The 23,727-nt window shown below is 33.6% G+C and carries 20 protein-coding genes; 13 read left to right on the top strand and 7 right to left on the bottom strand.

Going from position 1 to position 23,727, the window contains the following annotated elements:
- The first annotated feature begins 29 nt into the window (after positions 1 to 29).
- Complete coding sequence (locus AABL85_RS09835) at positions 30 to 1,721, top strand: acyl-CoA synthetase (RefSeq protein WP_341309958.1); 1,692 nt, start codon at positions 30 to 32, stop codon at positions 1,719 to 1,721.
- Positions 1,722 to 1,782: 61 nt separating this feature from the next.
- On the opposite strand, the gene AABL85_RS09830 is transcribed toward AABL85_RS09835, so the two are convergent.
- Together AABL85_RS09830 and AABL85_RS09825 are read right to left on the bottom strand one after the other, a co-directional pair.
- Complete coding sequence (locus AABL85_RS09830; RefSeq protein ID WP_225600350.1) at positions 1,783 to 2,475, bottom strand: SIMPL domain-containing protein; 693 nt, start codon at positions 2,473 to 2,475, stop codon at positions 1,783 to 1,785.
- 93 nt (positions 2,476 to 2,568) lie between these two features.
- Entirely contained in the window at positions 2,569 to 3,219 is a 651-nt protein-coding gene (locus tag AABL85_RS09825; protein WP_341309957.1) for a rhomboid family intramembrane serine protease, read from the bottom strand.
- Between the two features lie 100 nt (positions 3,220 to 3,319).
- Here AABL85_RS09825 and AABL85_RS09820 point away from each other — a divergent pair, with 100 nt between their 5' ends.
- Together AABL85_RS09820 and AABL85_RS09815 are read left to right on the top strand one after the other, a co-directional pair.
- Positions 3,320 to 4,219 (top strand): lipid A biosynthesis acyltransferase, encoded by a 900-nt coding sequence (locus AABL85_RS09820; protein WP_341309956.1) that lies wholly within the window; start codon positions 3,320 to 3,322, stop codon positions 4,217 to 4,219.
- A gap of 121 nt (positions 4,220 to 4,340) precedes the next feature.
- Positions 4,341 to 5,027 carry a TIGR02117 family protein gene (locus tag AABL85_RS09815; RefSeq protein ID WP_341309955.1) on the top strand — a complete coding sequence of 229 codons (687 nt, stop codon included), beginning with the start codon at positions 4,341 to 4,343 and terminating at the stop codon, positions 5,025 to 5,027.
- A 180-nt stretch (positions 5,028 to 5,207) separates the two neighbouring features.
- Here AABL85_RS09815 and glmM read toward each other — a convergent pair whose 3' ends face one another.
- The gene (gene glmM, locus AABL85_RS09810; RefSeq protein ID WP_341309954.1) at positions 5,208 to 6,596 is read right to left on the bottom strand and encodes a phosphoglucosamine mutase; all 1,389 of its coding nucleotides are present in this window, start codon (positions 6,594 to 6,596) and stop codon (positions 5,208 to 5,210) included.
- 96 nt (positions 6,597 to 6,692) lie between these two features.
- Here glmM and AABL85_RS09805 point away from each other — a divergent pair, with 96 nt between their 5' ends.
- From AABL85_RS09805 to nhaC, 7 genes are all read left to right on the top strand, one after another.
- Positions 6,693 to 7,292, top strand: coding sequence for an acyl carrier protein phosphodiesterase (locus tag AABL85_RS09805; protein ID WP_341310020.1), 600 nt, complete (start codon positions 6,693 to 6,695; stop codon positions 7,290 to 7,292).
- A gap of 88 nt (positions 7,293 to 7,380) precedes the next feature.
- The gene (locus AABL85_RS09800; RefSeq protein WP_341309953.1) at positions 7,381 to 9,195 is read left to right on the top strand and encodes a chloride channel protein; all 1,815 of its coding nucleotides are present in this window, start codon (positions 7,381 to 7,383) and stop codon (positions 9,193 to 9,195) included.
- Between the two features lie 487 nt (positions 9,196 to 9,682).
- Positions 9,683 to 10,510, top strand: coding sequence for a serine O-acetyltransferase (locus AABL85_RS09795; protein ID WP_303261439.1), 828 nt, complete (start codon positions 9,683 to 9,685; stop codon positions 10,508 to 10,510).
- A gap of 22 nt (positions 10,511 to 10,532) precedes the next feature.
- Positions 10,533 to 11,468, top strand: coding sequence for a cysteine synthase A (gene cysK / locus AABL85_RS09790; RefSeq protein ID WP_341309952.1), 936 nt, complete (start codon positions 10,533 to 10,535; stop codon positions 11,466 to 11,468).
- Between the two features lie 177 nt (positions 11,469 to 11,645).
- Positions 11,646 to 12,467, top strand: a complete 822-nt coding sequence (locus AABL85_RS09785) for a 5'-nucleotidase, lipoprotein e(P4) family (protein ID WP_341309951.1) — start codon at positions 11,646 to 11,648, stop codon at positions 12,465 to 12,467.
- A gap of 28 nt (positions 12,468 to 12,495) precedes the next feature.
- Positions 12,496 to 12,945: a hypothetical protein gene (locus AABL85_RS09780; RefSeq protein ID WP_303261442.1), complete on the top strand. Its 450-nt coding sequence runs from the start codon at positions 12,496 to 12,498 to the stop codon at positions 12,943 to 12,945.
- A 179-nt stretch (positions 12,946 to 13,124) separates the two neighbouring features.
- Positions 13,125 to 14,624 carry a Na+/H+ antiporter NhaC gene (nhaC, locus tag AABL85_RS09775; RefSeq protein WP_341309950.1) on the top strand — a complete coding sequence of 500 codons (1,500 nt, stop codon included), beginning with the start codon at positions 13,125 to 13,127 and terminating at the stop codon, positions 14,622 to 14,624.
- 148 nt (positions 14,625 to 14,772) lie between these two features.
- Here the strand turns inward: nhaC and guaB are convergent, their stop codons facing one another.
- The 4 genes from guaB to AABL85_RS09755 form a co-directional block, all read right to left on the bottom strand.
- On the bottom strand, positions 14,773 to 16,245 hold the full coding sequence (gene guaB / locus AABL85_RS09770) for an IMP dehydrogenase (RefSeq protein WP_006258466.1): 1,473 nt from the start codon (positions 16,243 to 16,245) through the stop codon (positions 14,773 to 14,775).
- Positions 16,246 to 16,301: 56 nt separating this feature from the next.
- Positions 16,302 to 17,168 (bottom strand): hydroxymethylglutaryl-CoA lyase, encoded by an 867-nt coding sequence (locus AABL85_RS09765; RefSeq protein WP_341309949.1) that lies wholly within the window; start codon positions 17,166 to 17,168, stop codon positions 16,302 to 16,304.
- Between the two features lie 162 nt (positions 17,169 to 17,330).
- Positions 17,331 to 17,957 carry a LysE family translocator gene (locus AABL85_RS09760; protein WP_006261704.1) on the bottom strand — a complete coding sequence of 209 codons (627 nt, stop codon included), beginning with the start codon at positions 17,955 to 17,957 and terminating at the stop codon, positions 17,331 to 17,333.
- A gap of 8 nt (positions 17,958 to 17,965) precedes the next feature.
- On the bottom strand, positions 17,966 to 18,985 hold the full coding sequence (locus AABL85_RS09755; RefSeq protein ID WP_341309948.1) for a quinone-dependent dihydroorotate dehydrogenase: 1,020 nt from the start codon (positions 18,983 to 18,985) through the stop codon (positions 17,966 to 17,968).
- Between the two features lie 448 nt (positions 18,986 to 19,433).
- Between AABL85_RS09755 and AABL85_RS09750 the strand changes: the two genes are divergently transcribed.
- From AABL85_RS09750 to AABL85_RS09740, 3 genes are all read left to right on the top strand, one after another.
- Complete coding sequence (locus AABL85_RS09750; RefSeq protein ID WP_286395884.1) at positions 19,434 to 19,799, top strand: hypothetical protein; 366 nt, start codon at positions 19,434 to 19,436, stop codon at positions 19,797 to 19,799.
- A gap of 60 nt (positions 19,800 to 19,859) precedes the next feature.
- Positions 19,860 to 21,446 (top strand): hypothetical protein, encoded by a 1,587-nt coding sequence (locus AABL85_RS09745; RefSeq protein ID WP_341309947.1) that lies wholly within the window; start codon positions 19,860 to 19,862, stop codon positions 21,444 to 21,446.
- Between the two features lie 156 nt (positions 21,447 to 21,602).
- Positions 21,603 to 23,186: a hypothetical protein gene (locus tag AABL85_RS09740; protein ID WP_341309946.1), complete on the top strand. Its 1,584-nt coding sequence runs from the start codon at positions 21,603 to 21,605 to the stop codon at positions 23,184 to 23,186.
- The last annotated feature ends 541 nt before the right edge of the window (positions 23,187 to 23,727 follow it).

Raw genomic sequence — 23,727 nt, 5'->3', positions numbered from 1 at the left:
ACCACTACCAAAAACTAATTTAATAAAGAATGAAAGATTTGTATAAACAAATCGGTGAATTACTCATCGATCAGGACTACGATGCCTTACATGATCTAAAAATCGAAAAGCCAGAGTACTTTAACTGGGTACAAGAAGTGTATGAAGATATACACGTAAAAGAGACACCTGAAAAGACAGCCCTATTATGGACAGATGGAGAGGTGACTCATCACTACACCTTTCAGACTTTACATGATAGGTATAATCAATTGATTAACTTTTTGCGTTCTAAAGGGATTCAAAAAGATGATGTGATTCTCACACAGATGATGCTACAACGCATAAACTGGGTAACGCATTTAGCAACAATAAAAGCGGGATATCGATTATCACCTGCTGCAAGCATATTAGGGGTAAAAGATCTAGTATACAGGTTTCAAAAGATAACTCCTAAAGTAATATTAGCAGATAGTGATAATGTAGAAAAGATAGATCAGGCTGAAAAAGAGTCTGGTATAGTAATTCCTGTAAAGATTATTGTAGATGGACAAAGAGAGGGATGGTACCCACTTACTGTACTAGATGAACAAAGCAAAGAGGCAAAAGGTGAAATGACTAAGCCTGATGACACCCTATTTATGTTCTTTACTTCTGGTACTACAGGAATGCCTAAGATCGTATGTCATACTCAGTTAAGCCAACCTTTAGGGCATCTTACTACTACCTCATGGATAGGACTTACTCGCAATGATATTCACTATAATATCTCACAACCTGGTTGGGCTAAATTTGCTTGGAGTAGTTTATTCGCACCGTGGAATGTGGGAGCTACTATATTTGCTTTTGCAACAAAAGAACGCTTCAATGCGGCCAAAACATTAGAGATGATAGAAAAACATGAGGTAACATCACTATGTGCTCCTCCTACTGTACTTCGTTTCTTTATACAAGAGGATTTAAAGAAATATAACTTTAGCCTAAAAAAATGTGTAGCGGCTGGTGAACCTCTAAATCCTGAGATCATTGAAGAGTGGAAAGAAGGAACTGGTTTAATCGTTAGAGATGGTTTTGGTCAAACAGAAAGTACATGTATGATCGCTAACTACCCTAATGCTAAGCTAAAGTATGGTTCTATGGGTAAGCCTACCTTCTTATACGACATTGTCATTGCAGATGATGATGGAAAAGAAGTAGCGATTAATGAAGAAGGGAATATCTGTGTAAGAACTGGTACAGGACAGCTAAACGGAATATTCAAAGAATACTTATATGACAAAGTAAAACAAAGTGAAGTATTTAAACATGGATTATACTACACTGGTGACAAGGCGTATAAAGATGAAGATGGTTATATCTGGTTTATTGGTAGAGATGATGATGTAATAAAGGCTTCTGATTACCGCATTGGCCCTTTTGAAGTAGAAAGTGTATTATTAGAACATCATGATGTAGTAGAATCAGCAGTAGTAGCAAGTCCTCATCCAGTAAAAGGATTTGAAGTAAAAGCATTTATTATCTTAAATGATCATACTAAAGCATCTGTTGAGCTAGCTAACGAATTGTTTAAATACTCTCGTGAACATCTAGCACCTTATAAGATGCCACGTAAAATAGAGTTTGTGACAGAACTACCAAAGACTATTAGTGGTAAAATAAAGCGCGTAGAACTAAGAGCGCTACAAGCTGAAAGAATTGCAAAAAAACAAGAAGTTGAACTAGAGTTTGACTACGTAAAATAAGAGAAGAGAAAAGGGCTGTCAGATATCTGACAGCCCTTCCTAATTATGAATAAAAAACTTACTATTCTAACGTAAAACTAATAGACACATTAGACACAACTTCTAACTCTCCTAATGCGATAGTTTGCTCTCCGAAATCTGCTGATGCTTTCATCATTGCCATCGGTCTAACAATAATAGGTGTAGATGCACTGCTATCAGATACTAAAATAGCTTTACCTACCTTTTGACCTAATGCATTTGCATAATCAGTAGCTTTTTGTTTTGCTTCTTTTACTGCTAGTGTACGAGCTTCTGCTTCATACATTGCTGTCTTAGAAGACTGGAAGTCTACTCCATCGATTCTATTCACTCCAGACTCTGTAAGTCCTACCATTAACTTCTCATACTTAGAAATATCTGTCAATGTAATAGATAAAGTCTGAGATGCTGAAAAGTAATCTTTCTTCTCTTCATAGTCTCTAGATTTATAAAGACTTACGCGTTCTGTTTGCATGTCTTTATCCTCTATTTTCATTGATTTTATGTACTTAATGATAGTTGCGATAGCTTTATCATTTGCTTTTTTAGCATCTGCTGCAACTTCCGCTTTATTCTCTACTCCTACTCTGATGACTACTTTATCTGGTGTTACATTTACCTTTCCTACTCCATTTACTTGAATCTGAGGTACAACTACACCGTTGTTATTTTGAGCTACGATAGCCGTTGTTGTCATTAATAATGACGCAAACATAATTGACATTTTTTTCATTTGTGACTTTCTTTTTGCTTTGTTATATTACAAATGTATCTAAAAAACACACTGTAAATAGTACCCAAGTCATAAATAATTGCCAAAAAAAGTCTATTGAATCCTTTTGCTTCTATACATTCCTACTAAAATCAGTACAGGTATCAACAGTATGGCTATTAGTTTAAATTGTGTTTGGATCAAGATAGGATATTTTAAAACAATCAAGATTAATCCTGCTAGTGCACCTCCAATATGTGCTGTATGTCCAATGCCATCATTATTCTTTTTCATTCCATAAAGTGAATACAGTAAATACCCCACTGCAAACATATAAGCAGGAATAGGAATCGGTATAAAAAACATATACAAACTCATAGAAGGATTAAGCATAATAGAAGCATATAATACTCCCATAATAGCTCCTGATGCCCCTACTGCTCTATAATGAGGTTGGTTTTTATAAAACTGATAAGTCAATATATTTCCCACTAATAAACTTGCAATATAAATTATCAAAAAGTATAGTACTCCTGAAACATGGATAATAATATCTGCAAAAAAATACAAGGTCAACATATTAAATGCGAAGTGCATCCAATCAACATGTAAGAAGCCTGATGTTATAAAGCGATAGCGCTCTCCTCTATTAATTTGATTAATATCAAAGCAATACTTATTAAAAAAGCTAAAATCATTTAACCCCTTGTAAGTAACAAGTCCATTTAATCCCAAAAGAATTAAGGTAATCGTAGATATATCCATATAAAAATATTTGGTTAAAAATAAAGAATTGTTCTCTACTCGCCTATTAAATTTGTGTTAGATTATGGTATTAAACTATCTTTGTACAAAATCAAACAGAATGAATTTCCTTATATATATAATTGTTTACCCTATAATATGGCTCATCTCTAAGATGCCTTTCCCTATATTTTACTTTATCTCTGACATCTTCTATGTATTATTATATAGAATCGTCGGATACAGAAAAAAAACAGTGAGAGAGAATATCAGAATGACTATGCCACACCTCTCTGAAAAGGAGCTTAAAAAAGTAGAGAAAGAATCTTTTAGACATTTATGTGATATTTTCTTAGAAATGATCAAAACGTTTACTATCTCTGAAGAAGAACTTAAAAAGAGATTTACCTTTACTAACCTAGACACTGTCTTAGAAGTAGAGAAACAAGGTAAAAGCGTGATGCTATTCTGTGCGCATTATGCTAACTGGGAATGGATTATCATATTAGACCGCTTTATCCAATCCCAAGGTTATGCTGTGTATAAAAAAATAGGTAATCCTTATTTCGATAAATTAATCAAAAAGATTCGTTCACGCTTTAATACTGTACTTGTTGAGATGAAGGAAACCATAAAAGTAATTAGACAAAATGAAGTGAACAAAAATCATGGAGTCTATGCTTTTATTAGTGACCAATCTCCTATGGTGAGTAAAGCCAATTGTTGGCAAGACTTTATGGGAATAGAAGTTCCCGTATTTACAGGAGGAGAAGCACTGTGTAAGAAATTCGATATGGTACCTATGTATCTTAAAGTAGAGTATATTAAAAGAGGACATTATAAGACAACTTTTGTTCCTTTATTAAAAGAAGGAGAAGCACTAGAGGATGTTCCTAATTATGAATTGACTCATCGATTCTTAGGTGAATTAGAAAAGCAAATTATAGAAGCGCCTGCATACTACTTCTGGACACATAAACGATGGAAACACAGAGGCAAAAAACCTGCTAATATCAAATAATAATATCATCAAATCCTTTCTGATTAGAAAGGATTTTTTATTTACAATAAAAGTAAGTCCACATCGTTTGTATCATTGTAAGTTAGTACATTAACAAACTATAAGTATCCAGTTTTTTTTTATGAAATATATAAAACTATTAATCAAAATAATCTTAATTTCAATATCTACTTTAGGGATATGTGTTATTATTTACTTTTTAGCCGCAAGAGGTCTTTCTAATATTACTGTAAATGAAATACAAGAAGAACCTCAAGAATTCACCATGTACCTTACCACTAATGGTATGCATACAGACTTTGTATTTCCGGTCAAATCAGATTTAATAGACTGGAGTAAAGAACTAAAATTCGAGCATACAAAAGGACAAGGTCGAAACTTCGCTTATATTGCGTTAGGTTGGGGAGATAAAGGGTTCTTTTTAGATGTAGAAGATTGGGATAGCGTAAAACCAAGTATAGCTTTAAATGCTGCGTTAGGGTTAGGAACTACTGCTATACACTCTACTTACTTATCTAATATAGATCTAGATGAAAATACAAGAGAGGTAAAATTATCCAAACAACAGTACCAGATACTCATCGACTATATTTTATCTTCATTTAAACGAGATACAGATAACAATGTAATCAATATCAAAACAGATAAGGCATACGGGTTAAATGATTCTTTTTATGAAGGAGAAGGAAAGTACAGCTTTTTATATACTTGTAACACTTGGGCTAATTCTGGTCTAAAAAAAGCTAAGATGAAAGCTTGTTTATGGACTCCCTTTCAAGAAGGTATCTTTAGAAAATATGATTTGTAAATATCTTTTATTTCGGAATGATGATTTCCGTATCATTACACCATAGAAGTAAGATACTTTTGTTCATGCGCTAGGTAAGTGATTCTGCATTAACATTACTATGCAGAATTCGATGAATACTTATTATACAAATAAAGGGAACCGATTTGGTTCCCTTTATTATTTGCTATAATGCTATATTTATATTCCAGCAATCACTTTTAACTCGTCTATCATACGCAAAGCTAAACCGTCCGCATCTTCTTGCGTCCCAGCTTCTGTATATATACGAATAATCGGCTCTGTATTAGACTTTCTTAAATGTACCCATGACGAAGGGAAGTCTATCTTCACACCATCTACTGTAGATACTTCTTGATTTTTATAATTCTCAGCAATCTGTTCTAAGATCATATCTACATTTAATTTAGGTGTAAGTTCAATCTTATTCTTACTCATATAATACTGAGGATATGAAGCTCTTAATTCTGCTACAGTCATATCTAAATTAGATAAATGTGTCAAAAATAAAGCTACACCAACGATAGAATCACGTCCGTAGTGTGTCTCTGGATAGATAATACCTCCATTACCTTCTCCCCCGATTACTGCATTAGTAGCCTTCATCATTTCCACTACATTTACTTCTCCTACAGCTGATGCATTATAAGTACCTCCATGTTTTTGAGTAATATCCCTTAATGCACGTGAAGAAGATAAATTAGAGACTGTATTTCCTGGGGTTTTACTTAGTACATAATCTGCTACAGCTACTAAAGTATACTCTTCTCCAAACATTTCTCCATCATTAGATATAAAAGCAAGGCGATCTACATCTGGATCTACTACTACACCAAAATCAGCATTCTCTTTTTTCACTAAGGCACAGATATCACCTAAGTGTTCTTTTAGTGGTTCTGGGTTATGAGGGAAGTGTCCTGTTGGATCACAGTAAAGCTCTACTACTTCTACCCCTAACCTTCTCAATAAAGCAGGTATAATAATCCCTCCAGATGAGTTAACAGCGTCTACTACTACTTTAAACTTACGTTTTTTAATAGCTTCTACATCTACTAATTTTAGTTTTAATATCTCTTCTATATGGATGTCCATATAGTTATCCTTATGTTCTATAATCCCTAAACTATCTACGTCTGCAAAATCAAATGCATCTTTCTCAGCAATTTCTAAAATAATTTGTCCTTCAGCACTGCTTAGAAATTCTCCTTTATTGTTCAGTAACTTTAAGGCATTCCACTGTTTTGGGTTATGAGAAGCAGTTAAAATAATACCTCCATCTGCTTGTTCCAAAGGAACAGCTATCTCTACCGTAGGTGTAGTAGATAAACCTAAGTCGATTACATGAATACCTAGTCCAACTAAAGTATTAACTACTAAATTATGTATCATAGGTCCTGAGATACGAGCATCTCTACCAATAACCACTTTTAAGTTTTCTTTATTTGAATTGTTCTTAAGAAAAGTTCCATAAGCTGATGCAAATTTTACGGCATCAATGGGAGTAAGATTATCTCCTACTTTTCCTCCTATTGTACCACGTATACCAGATATAGATTTAATCAATGTCATAATTACTATTTTTTATAACACAAAGATATAGAATTATAGATGGGACAACCTGAACAATTTTGTAAAATACCGTATTTTTATAGTCAAAATGAGATTATGAACTTCTTGGCCCATATATACCTCTCTGGAGATGATACTTTACTTAAAATAGGAAACTTTGTAGCCGATAGTATTCGAGGAAAAGATTACCTCAATTATCCTACTAAAATTCAGCAAGGAGTCATCTTGCATCGCGAAATAGATACCTATACAGATGCGCATGAAATTTGGAGAAAAAGTAAAAAACTCATCGTCCCACAATATAATCATTATGCTGCGGTTCTAATAGATATGTATTATGATCACTTTTTAGCTAAAAATTGGAATCAATACAGCTCCATCTCATTAGAAGAATATGCTAATCATTTCTATGCCGAACTACAAGAAAACTATGATATCTTACCTATCAAAGTTCAAAACTTTTTACACATTATGCTTGAAGAGAATTGGCTTGTAAAATATCGTTCTATAGAAGGATTAAAGTATATATTAACCCAAATGGACCGTAGAACAAAAGGAATCTCTAAAATGTCCTTTGCAACAACTGAACTAGTAGAACACTATGAAGTATTCGAAGAGCATTTCTCTACTTTCTTTACAGAGTTACAAGAACATTTAATTGATTTTAGAAAAACAGAGCGTTACTTATTAAAATAATATCTTATCTTATAACTTTCTATTATTACAAATAACAAAACTAGATAATTATTACCAAAAGGGTTTTCTTTTACATTATTTTTGCAATATGAAAATTATAAATCCACAGAAAATAAAGTACTACGCTGGTCAAGTATTTAAGTATGCTGAAGGAATACTATTCTTCCTGAAATCTATCTTAAGTAATAGACAGTTTTTATATTTCTCTTGTGTCTTAGTAGGAGCTTCATCTGCTATAGCTGTTACCATTCTTAAATACTTTGCTCATAATGTATTTAAACTTGCTACATATATAGATAACATCTCTCACCTACCTTATATGAATAGTATTTTACCTATCATAGGAATACTATTAACAGTATTTGTAGTTAGGAAATTTCTAAATGGTTCTATCGAAAAGGGTACTTATCAAATTATGATTGCTGTTGCTAAGAAGTCTGGTATTATGCCACGTAAGCAGATGTACTCACAGATTATCACAAGTTCCTTGACTGTAGGTATGGGAGGTTCGTTAGGTCTTGAATCTCCAATTGCTATTACAGGAGCAGCTTTTGGTTCTAATTATGCTCAGAACTATAAGCTTAATTATAAAGATCGTATACTATTATTAGGATGCGGTGTTGCTGCAGGAGTATCCGCAGCTTTTAATGCACCGATAGCTGGTGTTCTTTTTGCTATAGAAATTATCTTAGTTGATGTTTCTGTATCTGCTTTTATACCTATTATGATTTCTGCTGCTACAGGTACTATTGTAACGAACTTAATTATCAAAGAAGACATATTACTTTCTTTTAAAAATCAATTGGTTTTTGATACAGGTAACACGGCTTATTATATCTTATTAGGTATTCTATCAGGTTTCTTTTGTGTATACCATGCTAGAATGTTCCGAAAGACAGAACACTATATATCAAGTATGAAATTTGGAGCTTATAAAAAAGCTTTAATAGGTGCTTCTATGTTAGCTGTCTTAATCTTTTTGTTTCCAACACTTTTCGGAGAAGGATACGAAAGCATCAAAGTACTAACTAGTGACACACCTCAATCTATCCTTAATAATACATTATTAGCTGATTTCTCTAACAAACAATGGGTATTATTACTTTTCGTAGGAGGGGCTGCCTTAGTAAAAACTTATGCCGTAGGATTAACAATGGGAAGTGGGGGAAATGGAGGAAACTTCGCTCCTTCTCTATTCGTAGGTTCTTATCTTGGTTTTACACTAGCCAAACTGTTACAACTATTAGGAATAAAAGAAATTCCTGTTCAGAACTTTACTGTAGTAGGAATGGCAGCTGTAATCAGTGGGCTGTTTCACGCCCCTTTAACAGGTATATTCTTAATTGCAGAAATAACAGGAGGATATGGATTAATGGTACCTCTATTAATTGTATCTTCAATTAGCTTCGCTATTTCTAAACATATGGAAAAATATTCTATGGATATTAAGTCTATAGCTACAACGGGAATGGTATTTACTTCTGACAAAGACTCTAATATCTTATCAACTATTATAGCAAGTGATTATATTAAGAATGATATCAAGACATTAACCCTACAACATACTACTGCTGCTGTTGTTGATATTTTTGCAAATACGAAACAAACATTTATTCCTATACTAGATAATGAGCAAAAAATCATAGGTATTATTAATCTAGATAGTGTAAGACCTATTATATTCAGTGAATTTCAAACCAAATTCACACCTATCAAGGATCTAATAGAAACACCGATAATAGTATCTAAGAACGATTCATCTAAAATCATTATGCAAACTTTAGAAACTAATAATTTAGAGTTTGTATTAGTACAAGAAAACAAAAAGTACTTAGGTTACCTCGTTAAAGCTGAATTACTTAAAGCATATCGCATCAACCTAAAGTCACTATTATTAGAATAAAAAAGGGTTCCTTTATAAGGAACCCTTTTTATTTAAGTATGTATTTTTTTTTGTTTCACAAATTTTGAAATAGAACAACAAAACAACAAAACCAAATCCCTTTTTAAGTAGCCAGCTCAAAAGAAATTAAAATAAAAAATCTATTTCAGAAACAAAACACATAACTGATTGAATTACTTCGCCTTTGTAATTCTATAACAAAGATAAAATAATATTGTATAGTAAAAAGGGATAATATTTGTTTTTAACAACTATTATCCCAAATAGATACTTTGTCACTATATGGCTCTAGATAAACTACCATAAATACATTTCATAAATAAATCGAAAGTTTTGTTAAACACTCTTCAACCTTCGTTTTACAATTCTTACATTTACATAATAATGTATATATTTATTATCAAATATTACTATTAGCCATGTGTATACAAAAGGTATTCTCCTTATACATAGACTCTAATTATTTTAATTCAAATTACGTTTATTCATGCAAAATGATTTCGTTAGAGAAATACTGACACAAAATGAAAGTTCACAATCATTCTTAGACAAACAAAGAATTGAAAAATTCACTGATACTCTATTTCATTTTCTATTCCAACTAGAAGATAAAAAATACTTATCAGAAGAAGCTATCAATATTCGTTTATCTACGTTAAGATTAGAATTACTTTCTATTGTTTTTAAAATTAATAATGATGTAGATAAATCTCAAAAGATAGCTAACGATTTCTTCGAAGCTTTACCACATATTTTCTTTATACTTAAAACAGATGCACAAGCCATTTTAGAAAATGATCCTGCTGCTACTTGTTTACAAGAAGTTTACATAGCATACCCAGGGTTCTATGCGATTGCAATTTATCGCTTTGCACATCAATTACATCAACAAAAAGTAGTTTTATTACCAAGAATATGGACTGAACACGCTCATAGTAAAACAGGTATAGACATCCATCCTGCTGCTACTATCGGATCTCATTTCTGCATAGATCACGGAACTGGTATTGTAATAGGAGAAACGTGTGTTATAGGTCAGAACGTAAAAATATATCAAGGTGTTACTTTAGGAGCTATTTCTGTATCTAAAGATAAAGCCAATACTAGAAGACATCCATATATTGAAGATAATGTTATTATTTATTCTGGTGCGACTATATTAGGAGGAGATACTATAATAGGTCATGATACTGTAATAGGTGGTAATGTATGGTTAACCAAAAGTGTGAAACCCAACTCTATTATGTATAGCAAAAGTAAAAGTTATTCTAAAGATCAAGAAAATTATCCTGAACCAATAAATTTCATAATTTAATTAAACAAAAAATCTAAGAATCATGAAAATAAATAATGTACTTGAGGCAATTGGAAATACTCCTCATATTAAAATAAACAAATTGTTTCCAAATGATATTAACGTTTGGATCAAACTAGAAAAACAAAACCCAGGTGGAAGTTTAAAAGATCGTATTGCTTTAGCAATGATCGAGGATGCTGAAGCAAAAGGAATAATAAACAAAGATACTACTATTATAGAACCTACTTCTGGTAATACTGGAGTTGGTTTAGCAATGGCTTGTGCTGTAAAAGGATATAAGCTAATCTTAGTGATGCCTGAGTCAATGAGTATTGAACGCAGAAAACTTATGGCTGCTTATGGAGCTAAATTTGTACTTACTCCTAAAGAACTTGGAACATCAGGCTCTGTATCTAAAGCAACTGAATTAGCAGAAGAAATGGAGAATGCGTGGGTTCCTCAACAATTTAACAACTTAGCTAACCCTGAAATACACCGTAAAACTACTGCTCAAGAAATCATCAATGACTTCCCTGAAGGTATTGATTATCTAGTCACTGGAGTAGGAACAGGTGGGCATATCACTGGAGTAGCAGAAGAGTTAAAAAAAGTATTTCCTAACTTAAAAGTATTTGCTGTAGAACCTGAGAATTCTCCAGTACTAAGTGGAGGAAAACCTGGTCCACACCCATTACAAGGTATTGGTGCAGGATTTGTACCTAAGGTAGTAAATACAGATATCTTTGATGGTATTATCACGATTGGCAAAGAAGAGGCTTATGCTTATACCAATAAAATTGCTAGTCAAGAAGGTATTTTAGCAGGTATATCTACAGGTACATCATTAGCTGCTATTGCTAAAAAATTACCAACAATAGAAAAAGGAGCTACTGTCCTAACATTCAACTATGATACAGGCGAAAGATATTGGTCTGTTTCTGAATTGTTTGATGAAAAAGCAGCTGAAATAAAATAACATTTATAATACACTATATACGAAGGGAGTTTAATCATAAACTCCCTTTTTTATTTTTTATGCCTTCTGTTTTTAACATTTTTTAAATATCCCTGACTAAGCTGTATTGTAGTAACTGTAGCACTCTTCCAGATTATTATTGTACTTTTGTACTCGTAACAGAAAATAATAAATCACATGCTTAAAAGATCTTTTCTAATAACAGCTTTAGCTTTTACAGCTTTAACTGCATGTAAGTCAGTACCACAAGGAACAACTACATCTTCAGAAAACGCCTTAAACAATATTGAAGTAAATGGGAAATTATACTCAGCTGTATTCCAACAAAATGCTGCTGAATATCAAGCTTTAGCTGCTCAAGCTTTCAATATTGCTACATTACAACTAGATCGTATTCTTACAGAACAATACAATAAGCCTCTTGCTATTGTTACTGACATCGATGAGACATTCTTAGACAACTCTCCTTATGCTGTACAAATGGCTAGAGAAGGTAAATCTTATGACCAAGCAACTTGGACAGAATGGACTTCTAAAGGAGAAGCTCTACCTCTATTAGGAAGTTTAGAGTTCTTTAACTATGCTAAGTCTAAAGGTGTAGAAGTATTCTATATCACAAATAGAAACCAGAATGACAAACCTGGTACTATGAAAAACTTAGTAAAGTATAACTATCCTTATGCAGATGATACACACGTTATCGTTAGAACTGCTGAGTCTAGTAAAGAAACAAGACGCCAAAAACTAAGCGAAACTCATGAAATCGTAATGCTTTTAGGAGATAACTTATCTGATTTCTCTACACTTTGGGACAAAAAGACTCAAGAAGAGAGAATCGAAAATGTAAAAAACAATAGAGAGCAATTTGGTAAAAAATTTATTGTTTTACCGAATACAAGTTATGGAGATTGGGAAGCGGCATTATTCCAATACAGAAAAGACCTTTCTAAAGAAGACAAAGATAAAATCTACGACAAAAGCGTAAAAGGCTTTAAATAATAACAAAAAAACTAACAACTTAATATCAATGAAAAAATTAATGGCTTTAGTACTTTTCGTAAGTGCTACTCTATCTTTCACAGCATGTTCTAGCGATGACAATGCTCCTGTTAGAAATACAACTCCTGCAGATGGTACTTGGATTTCTCACAAAGTTGCTTATGTTGCTTATGATGAGTCAGGAAATGAAGTACATAGTGGAGAAAATTATAACTTAGAGCAAATTCCTTTTGGTAAAGATCCAGTAACAGAAGAAGTATTCGAAATTAAAGGAACTGATGTAACTTTAACAGAATTAACTAAATCTGGTAAAAAGATTAGTACAAAAGGTACTCTAAAAGATGATATCATAAAGTTTGAAGGTAATAAAAAAGAAGAAAGAGAGATCAAAGCTACAACGCCAAGATTAATTCTTAGTTACAAAATGTATATCGGAAAAATGGAAGGAATTCTAACAACTTCTTATAATAAAAATTAAACTAATATTAGTTAATACACTAAGCCTCATAATTAAATTTATGAGGCTTTTTTATTACAACATATTCATTATAAACACTTCTCACACAAAAGGCATACTTTGAAAGATTAGCAATAAAACAGCAATATGTAGTTTTATTCTAAATAATATTACACAGATATTAAATTCTATTGATTTTTATGTATCTTCAAGCTCTTTACAAACAACATAAAACAATCATGAATATTGAAACTAAAGTCAAATCCAAAAAAATAACCTTATTACAATCCTTAATACCTATGATCGTCTTAATCGCTCTATTAGGTACCAATGTATTCGTTTATGGTAGTGCTGCTTTAGCTGGTTCTAACCAATTCGTTCTATTAATAGGCGGACTTATTGCCATTGGAATAGGTTTATACAATAAAGTCGATTACGAAGATATCATTAAAAAAATTACTAAAAACGTTAGAGAAACTACTAGAGCTATCTATATTCTTTTATTAGTAGGAGCCCTTTCAGGAACCTGGTTGTTAAGTGGTATTATACCTACGATGATTTACTATGGTTTACAGATTTTAGAACCTCATATATTCTTACCTGCAACAGTGATTATCTGTTCCATTATTGCCTTAGCAACTGGTAGCTCTTGGACCACATCTGCCACTGTAGGTATTGCACTAGTAGGTATAGGTAATGCAATGGGAATAGACCTTGCACTAATTGGAGGTGCTGTAATATCAGGAGCATACTTTGGAGACAAATTATCTCCCCTATCGGACACTACTAATTTAGCATCTGCTATGGCTGGCACAGATTTATTTACTCACATAAGGTACATGATGTTCACCACTATTCCTACCTATGTAGTAACACTAATTATATTTATCATCATCAGTTTTAATCTTGATGTACCTGATACAATAGATATGTCTGCTTCATTGCAAGCCATTGATCAAACATTCAATATCACACCTTGGTTATTCTTAGTTCCTGTGATTGTAATTGGAGCAATATTAAAAAAGATGAAACCAATCCTTGCTTTACTTCTAGGAACCTTACTAGGAGCTGTTTTTGCTCTATTCTTCCAGCCAGATATAGTAGCCTTTGTAGGAGAAGGAACTACATTAACACCAGTTACAGCTTATAAAGGGATTATGAATGCCATTACTACAGATATTGCTATTTTATCTCCCATGGAAAGCTTAAATAGCTTATTTGAAGCAGGAGGAATGAAAAGTATGTTAAATACAGTATGGTTAATTATCTGTGCAATGTTCTTTGGTGGAGCAATGGAAGCTATCGGAGCTTTAAAGAAAATAACACAAACATTATTAAGTATAGCAAAGTCAGTTTTTGGGCTATTCGCAAGTACAATGGCAAGCTGTGTAGTGGTAAACTTAACTGCTTCTGAGCAATACCTATCATTAGTAATCCCTGGAAAAATGTTCTCTAAAGCTTATAAAGATAAAGGACTTGCACCTGAAAACTTAAGTAGAACTCTAGAAGATTCAGGGACAGTGACATCGGTGCTAATTCCATGGAATACCTGTGGAGCTTATCACTCAGGGGTATTAGGTATTGATACAATGACTTATGCGCCTTATGCATTCTTTAATATCATTTCTCCATTTGTATCTCTTACTTATGTTGTATTAAATATTAAAATCAGACGTTTAGTTGATGCTGTAAAAGCATAATTTTTAATTAAGAATTATGAATCTGAGCTTACGTCATGAGGTAAACAGAACTTAGATAAAATAACAAAAGGCTATTTCGAGAGAAATAGCCTTTTGTTATTTTATTATTTCTACTGTTAACAGTAAACCATCAACTGTAAAGTAATTATTATCTAGAATAGTTAGGTGCAGATTTAGTAATCGTAATATTGTGAGGGTGACTCTCTCCAATACCAGAAGCTGTTAACTGAACAAATCTAGCCACTTCTTGTAATGTAGGAATATCTTTAGCACCACAGTATCCCATACCTGCTCTAAGACCTCCTATGAACTGTAACATACTCTCACTAAGTTCTCCTTTATAAGGCACTCTACCTTCGATTCCTTCAGGTACAAGTTTTTTTACATCATCTTCCACATCTTGGAAATAACGATCTTTAGAACCTTGTTTCATAGCAGCTACAGATCCCATTCCGCGGTAGGCTTTGAACTTTCTTCCTTCGAAGATAATAGTTTCACCTGGAGATTCCTTAGTACCTGCTAGCATTGATCCTAGCATTACACAGTCTGCTCCTGCTCCTAATGCTTTAGGGATATCTCCTGTATAACGAAGACCTCCATCGCCAATCACAGGTACACCTGTTCCTTTTAAAGCAGCTGCTACTTCCATAATAGCTGAGAACTGTGGAAACCCTACACCTGCTACTACACGTGTAGTACAGATAGACCCAGGTCCGATTCCTACTTTAACAGCGTCAGCACCATTTTCTACTAAGAATAAAGCAGCTTCTGGAGTAGCGATATTACCTACTACTACATCGATTTCAGGGAAAGCAGTTTTTACCGCTTTTAATACCCCTACCACTCCTTGAGAGTGTCCATGAGCAGTATCTATAATTAATGCATCTACACCAGCTTGTACTAATAATTTAGCTCTATCTACAGCATCAGCAGTCACTCCTAAAGCAGCTGCAACACGTAGTCTACCGAACTTATCCTTATTAGCATTTGGTTTTAAAGTAAGTTTAGTGATATCTCTAAAAGTGATTAAACCTACTAGTTTATTATCAGCATTAACTACTGGTAATTTTTCGATTTTTTTCTCTTGAAGAATTTCTTCTGCTTGATCTAAAGTAGTACCCTCAGCAGCAGTTACTAGATTATCTTTAGTCATTACCTCAGTGATAGCACGGTCGTTTTGTTTCTCGAAGCGCATATCTCTATTTGTAATGATCCCTTTAAGAAGCCCATTGTCATCAACAATTGGAATACCTCCGATTCCGAATTCAGCCATTGCCTTTTTCGCATCACCTACAGTAGCTGTAAGAGGAAGAGTTACTGGGTCTATAATCATACCTGACTCAGCTCTTTTTACCTTTCTTACTTCTTTTGCTTGCTCTTCAGCAGTCATGTTCTTGTGAATCACTCCTATTCCTCCTTCACGAGCCATAGCAATAGCCATTTCACTTTCCGTTACAGTATCCATCGCAGCAGATACTACAGGAACGTTTAAAGTAATGTTTCTTGAAAATTTTGATTTTAAACTAACTTCTCTTGGAAGTATTTCCGAATAGTTCGGAACTAATAAGACATCATCGTAAGTAAGTCCTTGACCGATGATTTTAGTTGTGTGTGCTTTCATGTGCAATGTCGTTGAATTGCACGCAAATTTACTCTTTTTCTATGTAATAAAAAACTTTAATGAAAAAAATTAAATATTTTTAAAGCTTCATTGTATGAGCTTTCAAATGACATAGCACTCAAATTTGTATCTACTTTATTTGCTGTAAAATAACTCAACATCTTCTCTGTTGGCATATTTCCAGTCAAATCATCTTTTGCCATAGGACATCCCCCATACCCTTTGATTGCTCCGTCATAACGTAAACATCCAGCCTTATACGCCGCATCAATCTTCTCAAACCAGCTATCTGGTGTGGTGTGTAAGTGAGCTCCAAATTCAATATCAGGATATGCTTTTATCAAATTACTAAACAAATAATCTATCACTTCTGGCGTAGAACTTCCCACAGTATCTGATAATGATAAAATCTTTATTCCCATCTTTGACAACTTTTCAGTCCAATCCCCTACGATATCTACATCCCACGGATCTCCATAAGGATTACCAAACCCCATAGATAGATAAGCAACAACCTCTTTATCTGCCTTAGTAGCGATATTCAATATCTCATCTAAGGTAACGATAGATTCTGCAATAGTCTTATGTGTATTACGCATCTGAAAGTTCTCAGATATAGAAAAAGGAAATCCTAAGTACTGGATTTCTTTATGCTCAGCAGCTTGTTCAGCACCTCTTGTGTTTGCGATAATAGCTAATAGTTTACTCTCTGTCTTACTCAAATCTAACTGAGCTAATAACTGAGCTGTATCCTGCATCTGAGGAATAGCCTTAGGAGAAACAAAACTACCGAAATCTATGGTATCAAACCCCACTCTTAAAAGAGACTGTATATACTGCGCCTTTTTTTCTGTTGGGATAAACATCTTGATGCCTTGCATAGCATCACGAGGACATTCTATAATTTTTACTGCTGGTTTCATATAATCCAAATATAAACGAAAAGCCACAATTTTACAATGTGATTTCCTTTATTTTATTTACTCATTATCTGATAACAACATTCTACTGATAATCTGACACATAGAACTAAAAAGGGTTCTAAAGACGTTATCCTTAGAACCTTTTTTATTATTATTTTCTTCTTAGCTTACTAGTAGGAAGACTGCTAACCCGCTAAAAACGATGATTTGAAGCCACTTTAAAAATAAGTTGACATATTTATTATCTCTCATATAATCTGTCAGCTTAGCTGCTATAGTACAGATGATAAAGAAAATGACTACTGCTTCTGTAATAAACACTGTACCTAGCACAAAAACTTGTTTCTGTACACTCCCCGCACTTTCTGTAATAAACCCTGGGAATAAAGCCAAAAAGAACATCATCACCTTTGGATTTAGTACATTCATCAGCAACCCTTTTCTGACAAATCCCATAAAAGTCTTATCGTTTTGCCCAGAAGTAGATTCATCAATAACGATTACATTCTCTTCCTGAAATACTTTATAAGACAACCAGAATAGGTATAAGGCTCCGAATAACTTTACTCCTTTAAACAGTAATTCAGATTGCGTAATTAAGGCAGAAATCCCAAAAGCAAATAATGATAAATGGAATAGTAAACCTCCTACCTGTCCTACCACTACTGCATATCCATACTTACGCCCTCTGGTAATGCTCTGCGAAACCACATATAGAATATCTGGCCCTGGAGTAATAATCAATAAAAAACAAGTTATAAAAAAAGTATATAATACTTCTGTTGACATAATTAATTCTAGTATTTAGATAATAGGGCTTTATTAATCTTTTTAATCAAGCCTGGTCCTTCATATATAAAGCCAGTATAAAGCTGAATTAAGCTCGCTCCTGCCTCTAATTTTTCTATCGCATCTTCTGCAGAATGTATCCCTCCCACACCGATGATAGGAAATGCTTTATTACTCTTCTCAGATAAGAATCGAATAACCTCAGTACTTCTCTTCGTCAGAGGTTTTCCACTTAGTCCTCCTGTCTCTTGCTGATGAATAGACTTCAGATTACTGCGATCGATAGTAGTATTCGTAGCGATTACTCCAGCTATTTTTGTTTCTGTGACAATCTCTATGATGTCTAATAACTGATCATCTGTTAAGTCTGGTGCTATTTTTAATAAAATAGGCTTAGGAGCCTCTTTCTGATTATTTTTAACTTGTAATCCATGAAGTAGCGCCTTCAGCGGTTCTTTATCCTGTAATGCACGTAAGTTAGGGGTATTAGGTGAACTCACATTCACAACGAAATAATCTACATAAGGAAACAACGCTTCGAAACAGATCTCATAATCTTCATTTGCCTGTTCATTTGGGGTCACTTTATTCTTCCCAATATTTCCTCCTATCAGCGTTCCTTTATTCTTCTTTAGACGTTCTATTGCCTCTTCTATTCCACCGTTATTAAATCCCATTCTATTGATAAGACCATTGTCTTCTTTTAGACGGAATAATCTCTTTTTAGGATTTCCAGGTTGTCCTTTTGGAGTAAGAGTCCCTATTTCTATAAAACCAAAACCAAAGTTCTCTAACTCACTATACAATTTCGCATCTTTATCTAATCCTGCGGCAAGTCCTACTGGATTCTTGAATTTCAGTCCAAAAACCTCTCTCTCTAAACGAGGATCATTTATTTGACAATTAGCGCGAATAAGTGCGGATACACCAGGAATACTATTTACGAATTTAAGAGCTCCAAAAGTAAAATGGTGTACTTTCTCTGGGTCAAACCTAAAAAGAATAGGTTTAATAATGCTTTTATACATACGAAATGACTTTGTGTTGTTGTGTGTCTAAATTTGGTGCAAAGGTAGTATTTTAACATTGGATTTCATAGTGGTAAAATCTTGATTTAAAAAAATCAAAAAAGCATTATTCTTTCACACAGTAACAAACTAAATATAAACCAATTACCTCCTAAAAACTCTACTTTTATTAATCCTAAAAGTAGAGCATTTAATAAGACATATACATCTTATAAACTAAAATATAGCTAGCTGCTATACCTCCTACCTTCTTCGCTCATAAACAAGCCCTTACATTAAACACAATTATTTGTTCTAAAAAACAAAGTCTTTATAAAAAAAACTACATAATAACAACAATAACAACAAAACAAAAAACAAAATAACATATTTTAAACAAAAAAATACATTAAATTAACAATTAATAACATTATTACATACATTTGTTAATTGCATAATATGAAAAAATATGAAAAAGAACTATCTCATCTCATTACTCATTACTGCCTTTATAGCAGTAAATTCATTTGGACAAATAGTCATTGGAGAAAAAGTGTTACCAAAGCAAGGTACTCTATTACAAATTCAGAACTTACCTGACCAACCGAACGACTTAACTAATTCCAATAAAGGACTGTTATTACCACGTGTTAATCTGACAGACATAAACAACCTATACCCAATGTTTTCAACAGGGTATAACAAAAGTGTATTAGATCCAATACATATGGGTTTACTCGTTTTTAATGTCAATGAAAACTTAGTTAACGGAAAAGGTATCGGAATTTACGTTTGGGACGGATCTAAGTGGACCAATCTAGATCTTAATCTATAATTAAAAAGTGTATCATGTTATTCTGCTGTAATAACATTTAAAAAAAAGAAAACTTTTGCTATGAAAAATAAATACTTGATTTCCTTTCTCCTATTAATTCTTTTCTTCAGAATAGATGTTTCTGTGGGGCAGGTTACTATGGGAGAATCAGGAGTACCGATGCCAGGCTCTATATTACAACTACAGAATATCGAGTCAAACGCTACGAGCTTAATCAACGCAAACAAAGGATTGCTATTACCTCGAGTTAAGCTTACCGATATAAACAATCTTTACCCTATGTTCGCACCAGGGTATGATAAAACAGAACAAGATCTTGCTCATGCAGGCTTACTTGTTTTTAACGTTAATGAGGACCTCTTTAATGGGGACGGAAAAGGTGTTTACAGTTGGAGTGGTAAGAAGTGGAATGGTATAGGGTTAACTCCTCGTTCCATTAATGTCTCACCAAAAATAGTATACTTATCTAAAAACAAACTTACTGGGACAGCCGAAATAGCTCCAAGTATACCAGGTCTTCAATGGGAAGAAACAGTGTCTGGTATAGAGGACTCTTCTACTATGACTCTTGATTCAAATGGAGATATAAAGAAGATGACCTTTAATCGCTCAAATACAGTTTTTGGGAATAAGACATATACCTTTACCTTAAAAAACAACCCTGATAGAGCTATCGAACTGCAAGTTGCCAACCTTGAGTTAGTGATTAACACTCCTCTTTTTAAAGTTGGTGTAGGAGATAAAAATGGAATTGTACAATCAAGCAACGCTGTTACAGCTCATGGAGGACAAGAAAAATGGGAAGTAATTAGTTATTCTAAAGACGTTTTTAACTGGGATATACCTCCGAAACTGGAAGATGGAAAGTTAACTTTTCAACTAGGTGAGGCTAAGATGGCAGGAAACATAGAAGGCGAAATTATAGTAGCGCACATAGACGACAAATCCTTAACTGGAAAAATTACTGTTAGACAAAACTCTGAGTTCAAAAGACTTCCGGATTTCGATTATATTGTAGCTGAACTCTATGCTCAAGATGGAGGTATGAATCCTCAATATGTTTTATTGTGTTTAACGAGTGAAGTTCGCGGCACAGGACATCCAGAAGTTGACTATCAATTCGTAGGATACCAACAAGAACATCCCGATTTAAACGAACCTGTTATTATAATGGAACGCTACGCAAATACAAATAAAAAACCTTCTAAAAAAGTGGAGTTCTTAAGTACCTCTCGACACAGAGAAAGTTATAGTCTTCCCAAATATGCTGTATTAAACATGTCTTTATTGGCTAACGAAATTTTAACATCTGAACACAATAGAGAATTCAAGTTCCAGAGTAGAGCTGCTTGGTTTTGGCCAACAACCAATGCTGATGACAACTCACTAAATAAAGCTACAGTAAGTTACACATTCTACAAAGGAGGTAGGTTAGTTTGGGATGAAGATCAAGATATCCCTAAAATTGTAGGAGGAATTCTCGTAGATCAATTCTCCCAAAAAGACATAAACGTTCGAAAGGCATCTGGTGAAGAGGATGTAACTGACCCTGCTGTTAGAGATCGTTTAACGCAGCCACTGTATGAAATAGAGTATGACTTCGTGGAAAAAGCGGGATTATTCTTACCGATGGAAGGAGTAAATTAGATTACTATTCACTTTGGGCACATACCATAGTCAAGCGAAAACACTGATATAGAGTTTTCGCTTCTAATCTAATGTAACCAATTCACGGAATTAAACTTAGTAAGCATACATACATGCTGTTCTTATACTAGCATGTATAAAATACAAATCAATACTATGAAAAAAATATATACTGCAATATTAGCGCTATTAAGCCTTTTCTTATCTATAGATACTGTCAGCGGACAGGTCATCATAGGTAAGCCGGGCATACCTGCACCAGGATCAATATTACAATTACAAAACTTAGAGACAAATCAAACTGATTTAGAAAATGCCAATAAAGGATTGTTACTTCCAAGGGTTTTCTTAACGGATGTAAACAACCTATATCCTATGTTTTCGGCTGGATATAACAAAACCGAATTAGATTCTGCCCATTCGGGACTAATGGTATTTAATACGAACGACAATCTCTTTAATGGAGATGGTAATGGAGTTTATCATTGGAATGGTAGTAATTGGAGTGGTTTAGGTTTAATTCCTCGCACCATAAATATCTATCCAAAGACCGTCTATTTAACTAAAAACAAAACTAGTGGGACAGCCGAAATAACGCCAAGTGAACCAGGACTTCAATGGGACGAAACAGTGTCTGGTTTAGAAGATTCTTCTACCATGACCTCAAGCTCGAGTGGAAATACGACAACGATGACCTTTAATCGTTCAAATACAGTTTTTGGGAATAAGACATATACCTTTACCTTAAAAAACAACCCTGATAGAGCTACCGAACTACAAGTAGCCAACCTTGAGTTAGTGATTAATAGTCCTCTTTTAAAAGTTGGTGTAGGTCCAGAGGATGGTTTAGTTACCTCTAAGAACGCTGTGTCTGTTTATGGAGGACAAGAGAAATGGGAAATATTGAGTTACTCTAAAGATGTTTTTAACTGGGATATACCACCGAAATTGGAAGATGGAAAGCTAATCTTCCAATTAGGTACTGCTAAAGAGGAAGGAAACGTAGATGGACAGATTACAGTGGCCCATGTTGATGACCATAATCTTACAGGTACCATAACAGTGAGACAAAACTCAGAGTTTGTACGTTTGCCTGATTTTGATTATATCCTATTAAGTGTTTATGCGGAAGATAGTGATCCTAATGGTGGGAATAATAACTCATACATACATATTTGTATTTCTTCTGAACTTAGAGGAACAGGAAACGAAGAAGTAGATGATCAATTTGTTGGTTATCGAAAAAAGAGATTATACGATATTGAATACGTAGATTATCGTTCAGCCAGTACTAACGCAGACCCTAATAAGAAAGTTCCTTTCTTATATAGTTCTGGAACTCATAAGGGTTCAACTAGAACCGAATATGCTTTATTACATATGAATACACTTACTAAAGACATATTAACTTCTAAAAACAATCGAGAATTTCAATTCCAAACTAGAGCTTCTTGGTATTGGCCAGAATACAGAGCTAATAAGGATGATCAAAATAGAGTAACAGTAACATTTAGATTCTTTAAAGGAGGGGCAATTTATTTTGATAACCATCGTCCTCAAATATCTCCAGATGCTGTGGAGGTAAGAGATCCATTTGTAAAAAAAGGAGTACATGTTAGAAAATATGCAGGAAAAGACGACTTAACTAAGAAAGAAGATCGAGAGAAGTATACACAACCTCTTTATCAAGTAGAATATGATTTAATTGAAAATGCAGGTATCTTTACACCTATGCTGTAATATAATACTCTTCTCTAAAATAGAAAAGCCTATTTAAATGATTTAAATAGGCTTTTCTATTTTAATACAGTAAATCATAGCTTGTAACGCTATAGCTGTTTATTTTGAGTATAATAGTAAACCTCAACAATAAAGCATAACTAAATCTATAAAACATACAAACCGCTTGCCAACACTTTTCTAAATCTACATTTACTACTATCGAAACTTTCAATCAATCTTCATAATCTCAATTTTTTGATTTACCCCAATTTAGATCTGGATAGATAACCTAACAGTTATTCTCATACCTAACCATATAAGATAAAACAGTTTACATATCTCCTCTCCTCACTAAACTTTAATAAGCACTCTATACAAACCATATCGTCTTTTCCTTGCACTTTCTTGGGGTTTTCTTGGAGATTCCTTGGAGTTTTCTTGCCTAGAAGGCCTTTTTCTCGAAGAAAGGTGCAAGTATACCCCTAGCAATCCCCTACTAAACGCATCCAAAAAGAATTACTTGATCAAACCTATTCAAGGTCAATTCAGTTTTAGTTAG

It is taken from the genome of Myroides odoratimimus (assembly GCF_038039805.1).
Classification (GTDB): Bacteria; Bacteroidota; Bacteroidia; order Flavobacteriales; family Flavobacteriaceae; genus Flavobacterium; species Flavobacterium odoratimimum_B.
Note: the sequence above shows the minus strand (reverse complement) of the source record. Positions and strands in the feature narration are given on the sequence as shown.

Coding starts and splice junctions, on each gene's coding strand:
- nhaC (WP_341309950.1), top strand. CDS start 13,125: ATGTATCTTCAAGCTCTTTACAAACAACATAAAACAATCATGAATATT.
- AABL85_RS09805 (WP_341310020.1), top strand. CDS start 6,693: ATGAACTTCTTGGCCCATATATACCTCTCTGGAGATGATACTTTACTT.
- glmM (WP_341309954.1), bottom strand. CDS start 6,596: ATGACATTGATTAAATCTATATCTGGTATACGTGGTACAATAGGAGGA.
- AABL85_RS09830 (WP_225600350.1), bottom strand. CDS start 2,475: ATGAAAAAAATGTCAATTATGTTTGCGTCATTATTAATGACAACAACG.
- AABL85_RS09835 (WP_341309958.1), top strand. CDS start 30: ATGAAAGATTTGTATAAACAAATCGGTGAATTACTCATCGATCAGGAC.
- AABL85_RS09745 (WP_341309947.1), top strand. CDS start 19,860: ATGAAAAATAAATACTTGATTTCCTTTCTCCTATTAATTCTTTTCTTC.
- AABL85_RS09780 (WP_303261442.1), top strand. CDS start 12,496: ATGAAAAAATTAATGGCTTTAGTACTTTTCGTAAGTGCTACTCTATCT.
- AABL85_RS09815 (WP_341309955.1), top strand. CDS start 4,341: ATGAAATATATAAAACTATTAATCAAAATAATCTTAATTTCAATATCT.
- AABL85_RS09750 (WP_286395884.1), top strand. CDS start 19,434: ATGAAAAAGAACTATCTCATCTCATTACTCATTACTGCCTTTATAGCA.
- guaB (WP_006258466.1), bottom strand. CDS start 16,245: ATGAAAGCACACACAACTAAAATCATCGGTCAAGGACTTACTTACGAT.
- AABL85_RS09755 (WP_341309948.1), bottom strand. CDS start 18,985: ATGTATAAAAGCATTATTAAACCTATTCTTTTTAGGTTTGACCCAGAG.
- AABL85_RS09765 (WP_341309949.1), bottom strand. CDS start 17,168: ATGAAACCAGCAGTAAAAATTATAGAATGTCCTCGTGATGCTATGCAA.
- AABL85_RS09785 (WP_341309951.1), top strand. CDS start 11,646: ATGCTTAAAAGATCTTTTCTAATAACAGCTTTAGCTTTTACAGCTTTA.
- cysK (WP_341309952.1), top strand. CDS start 10,533: ATGAAAATAAATAATGTACTTGAGGCAATTGGAAATACTCCTCATATT.
- AABL85_RS09820 (WP_341309956.1), top strand. CDS start 3,320: ATGAATTTCCTTATATATATAATTGTTTACCCTATAATATGGCTCATC.
- AABL85_RS09760 (WP_006261704.1), bottom strand. CDS start 17,957: ATGTCAACAGAAGTATTATATACTTTTTTTATAACTTGTTTTTTATTG.
- AABL85_RS09740 (WP_341309946.1), top strand. CDS start 21,603: ATGAAAAAAATATATACTGCAATATTAGCGCTATTAAGCCTTTTCTTA.
- AABL85_RS09825 (WP_341309957.1), bottom strand. CDS start 3,219: ATGGATATATCTACGATTACCTTAATTCTTTTGGGATTAAATGGACTT.
- AABL85_RS09795 (WP_303261439.1), top strand. CDS start 9,683: ATGCAAAATGATTTCGTTAGAGAAATACTGACACAAAATGAAAGTTCA.
- AABL85_RS09800 (WP_341309953.1), top strand. CDS start 7,381: ATGAAAATTATAAATCCACAGAAAATAAAGTACTACGCTGGTCAAGTA.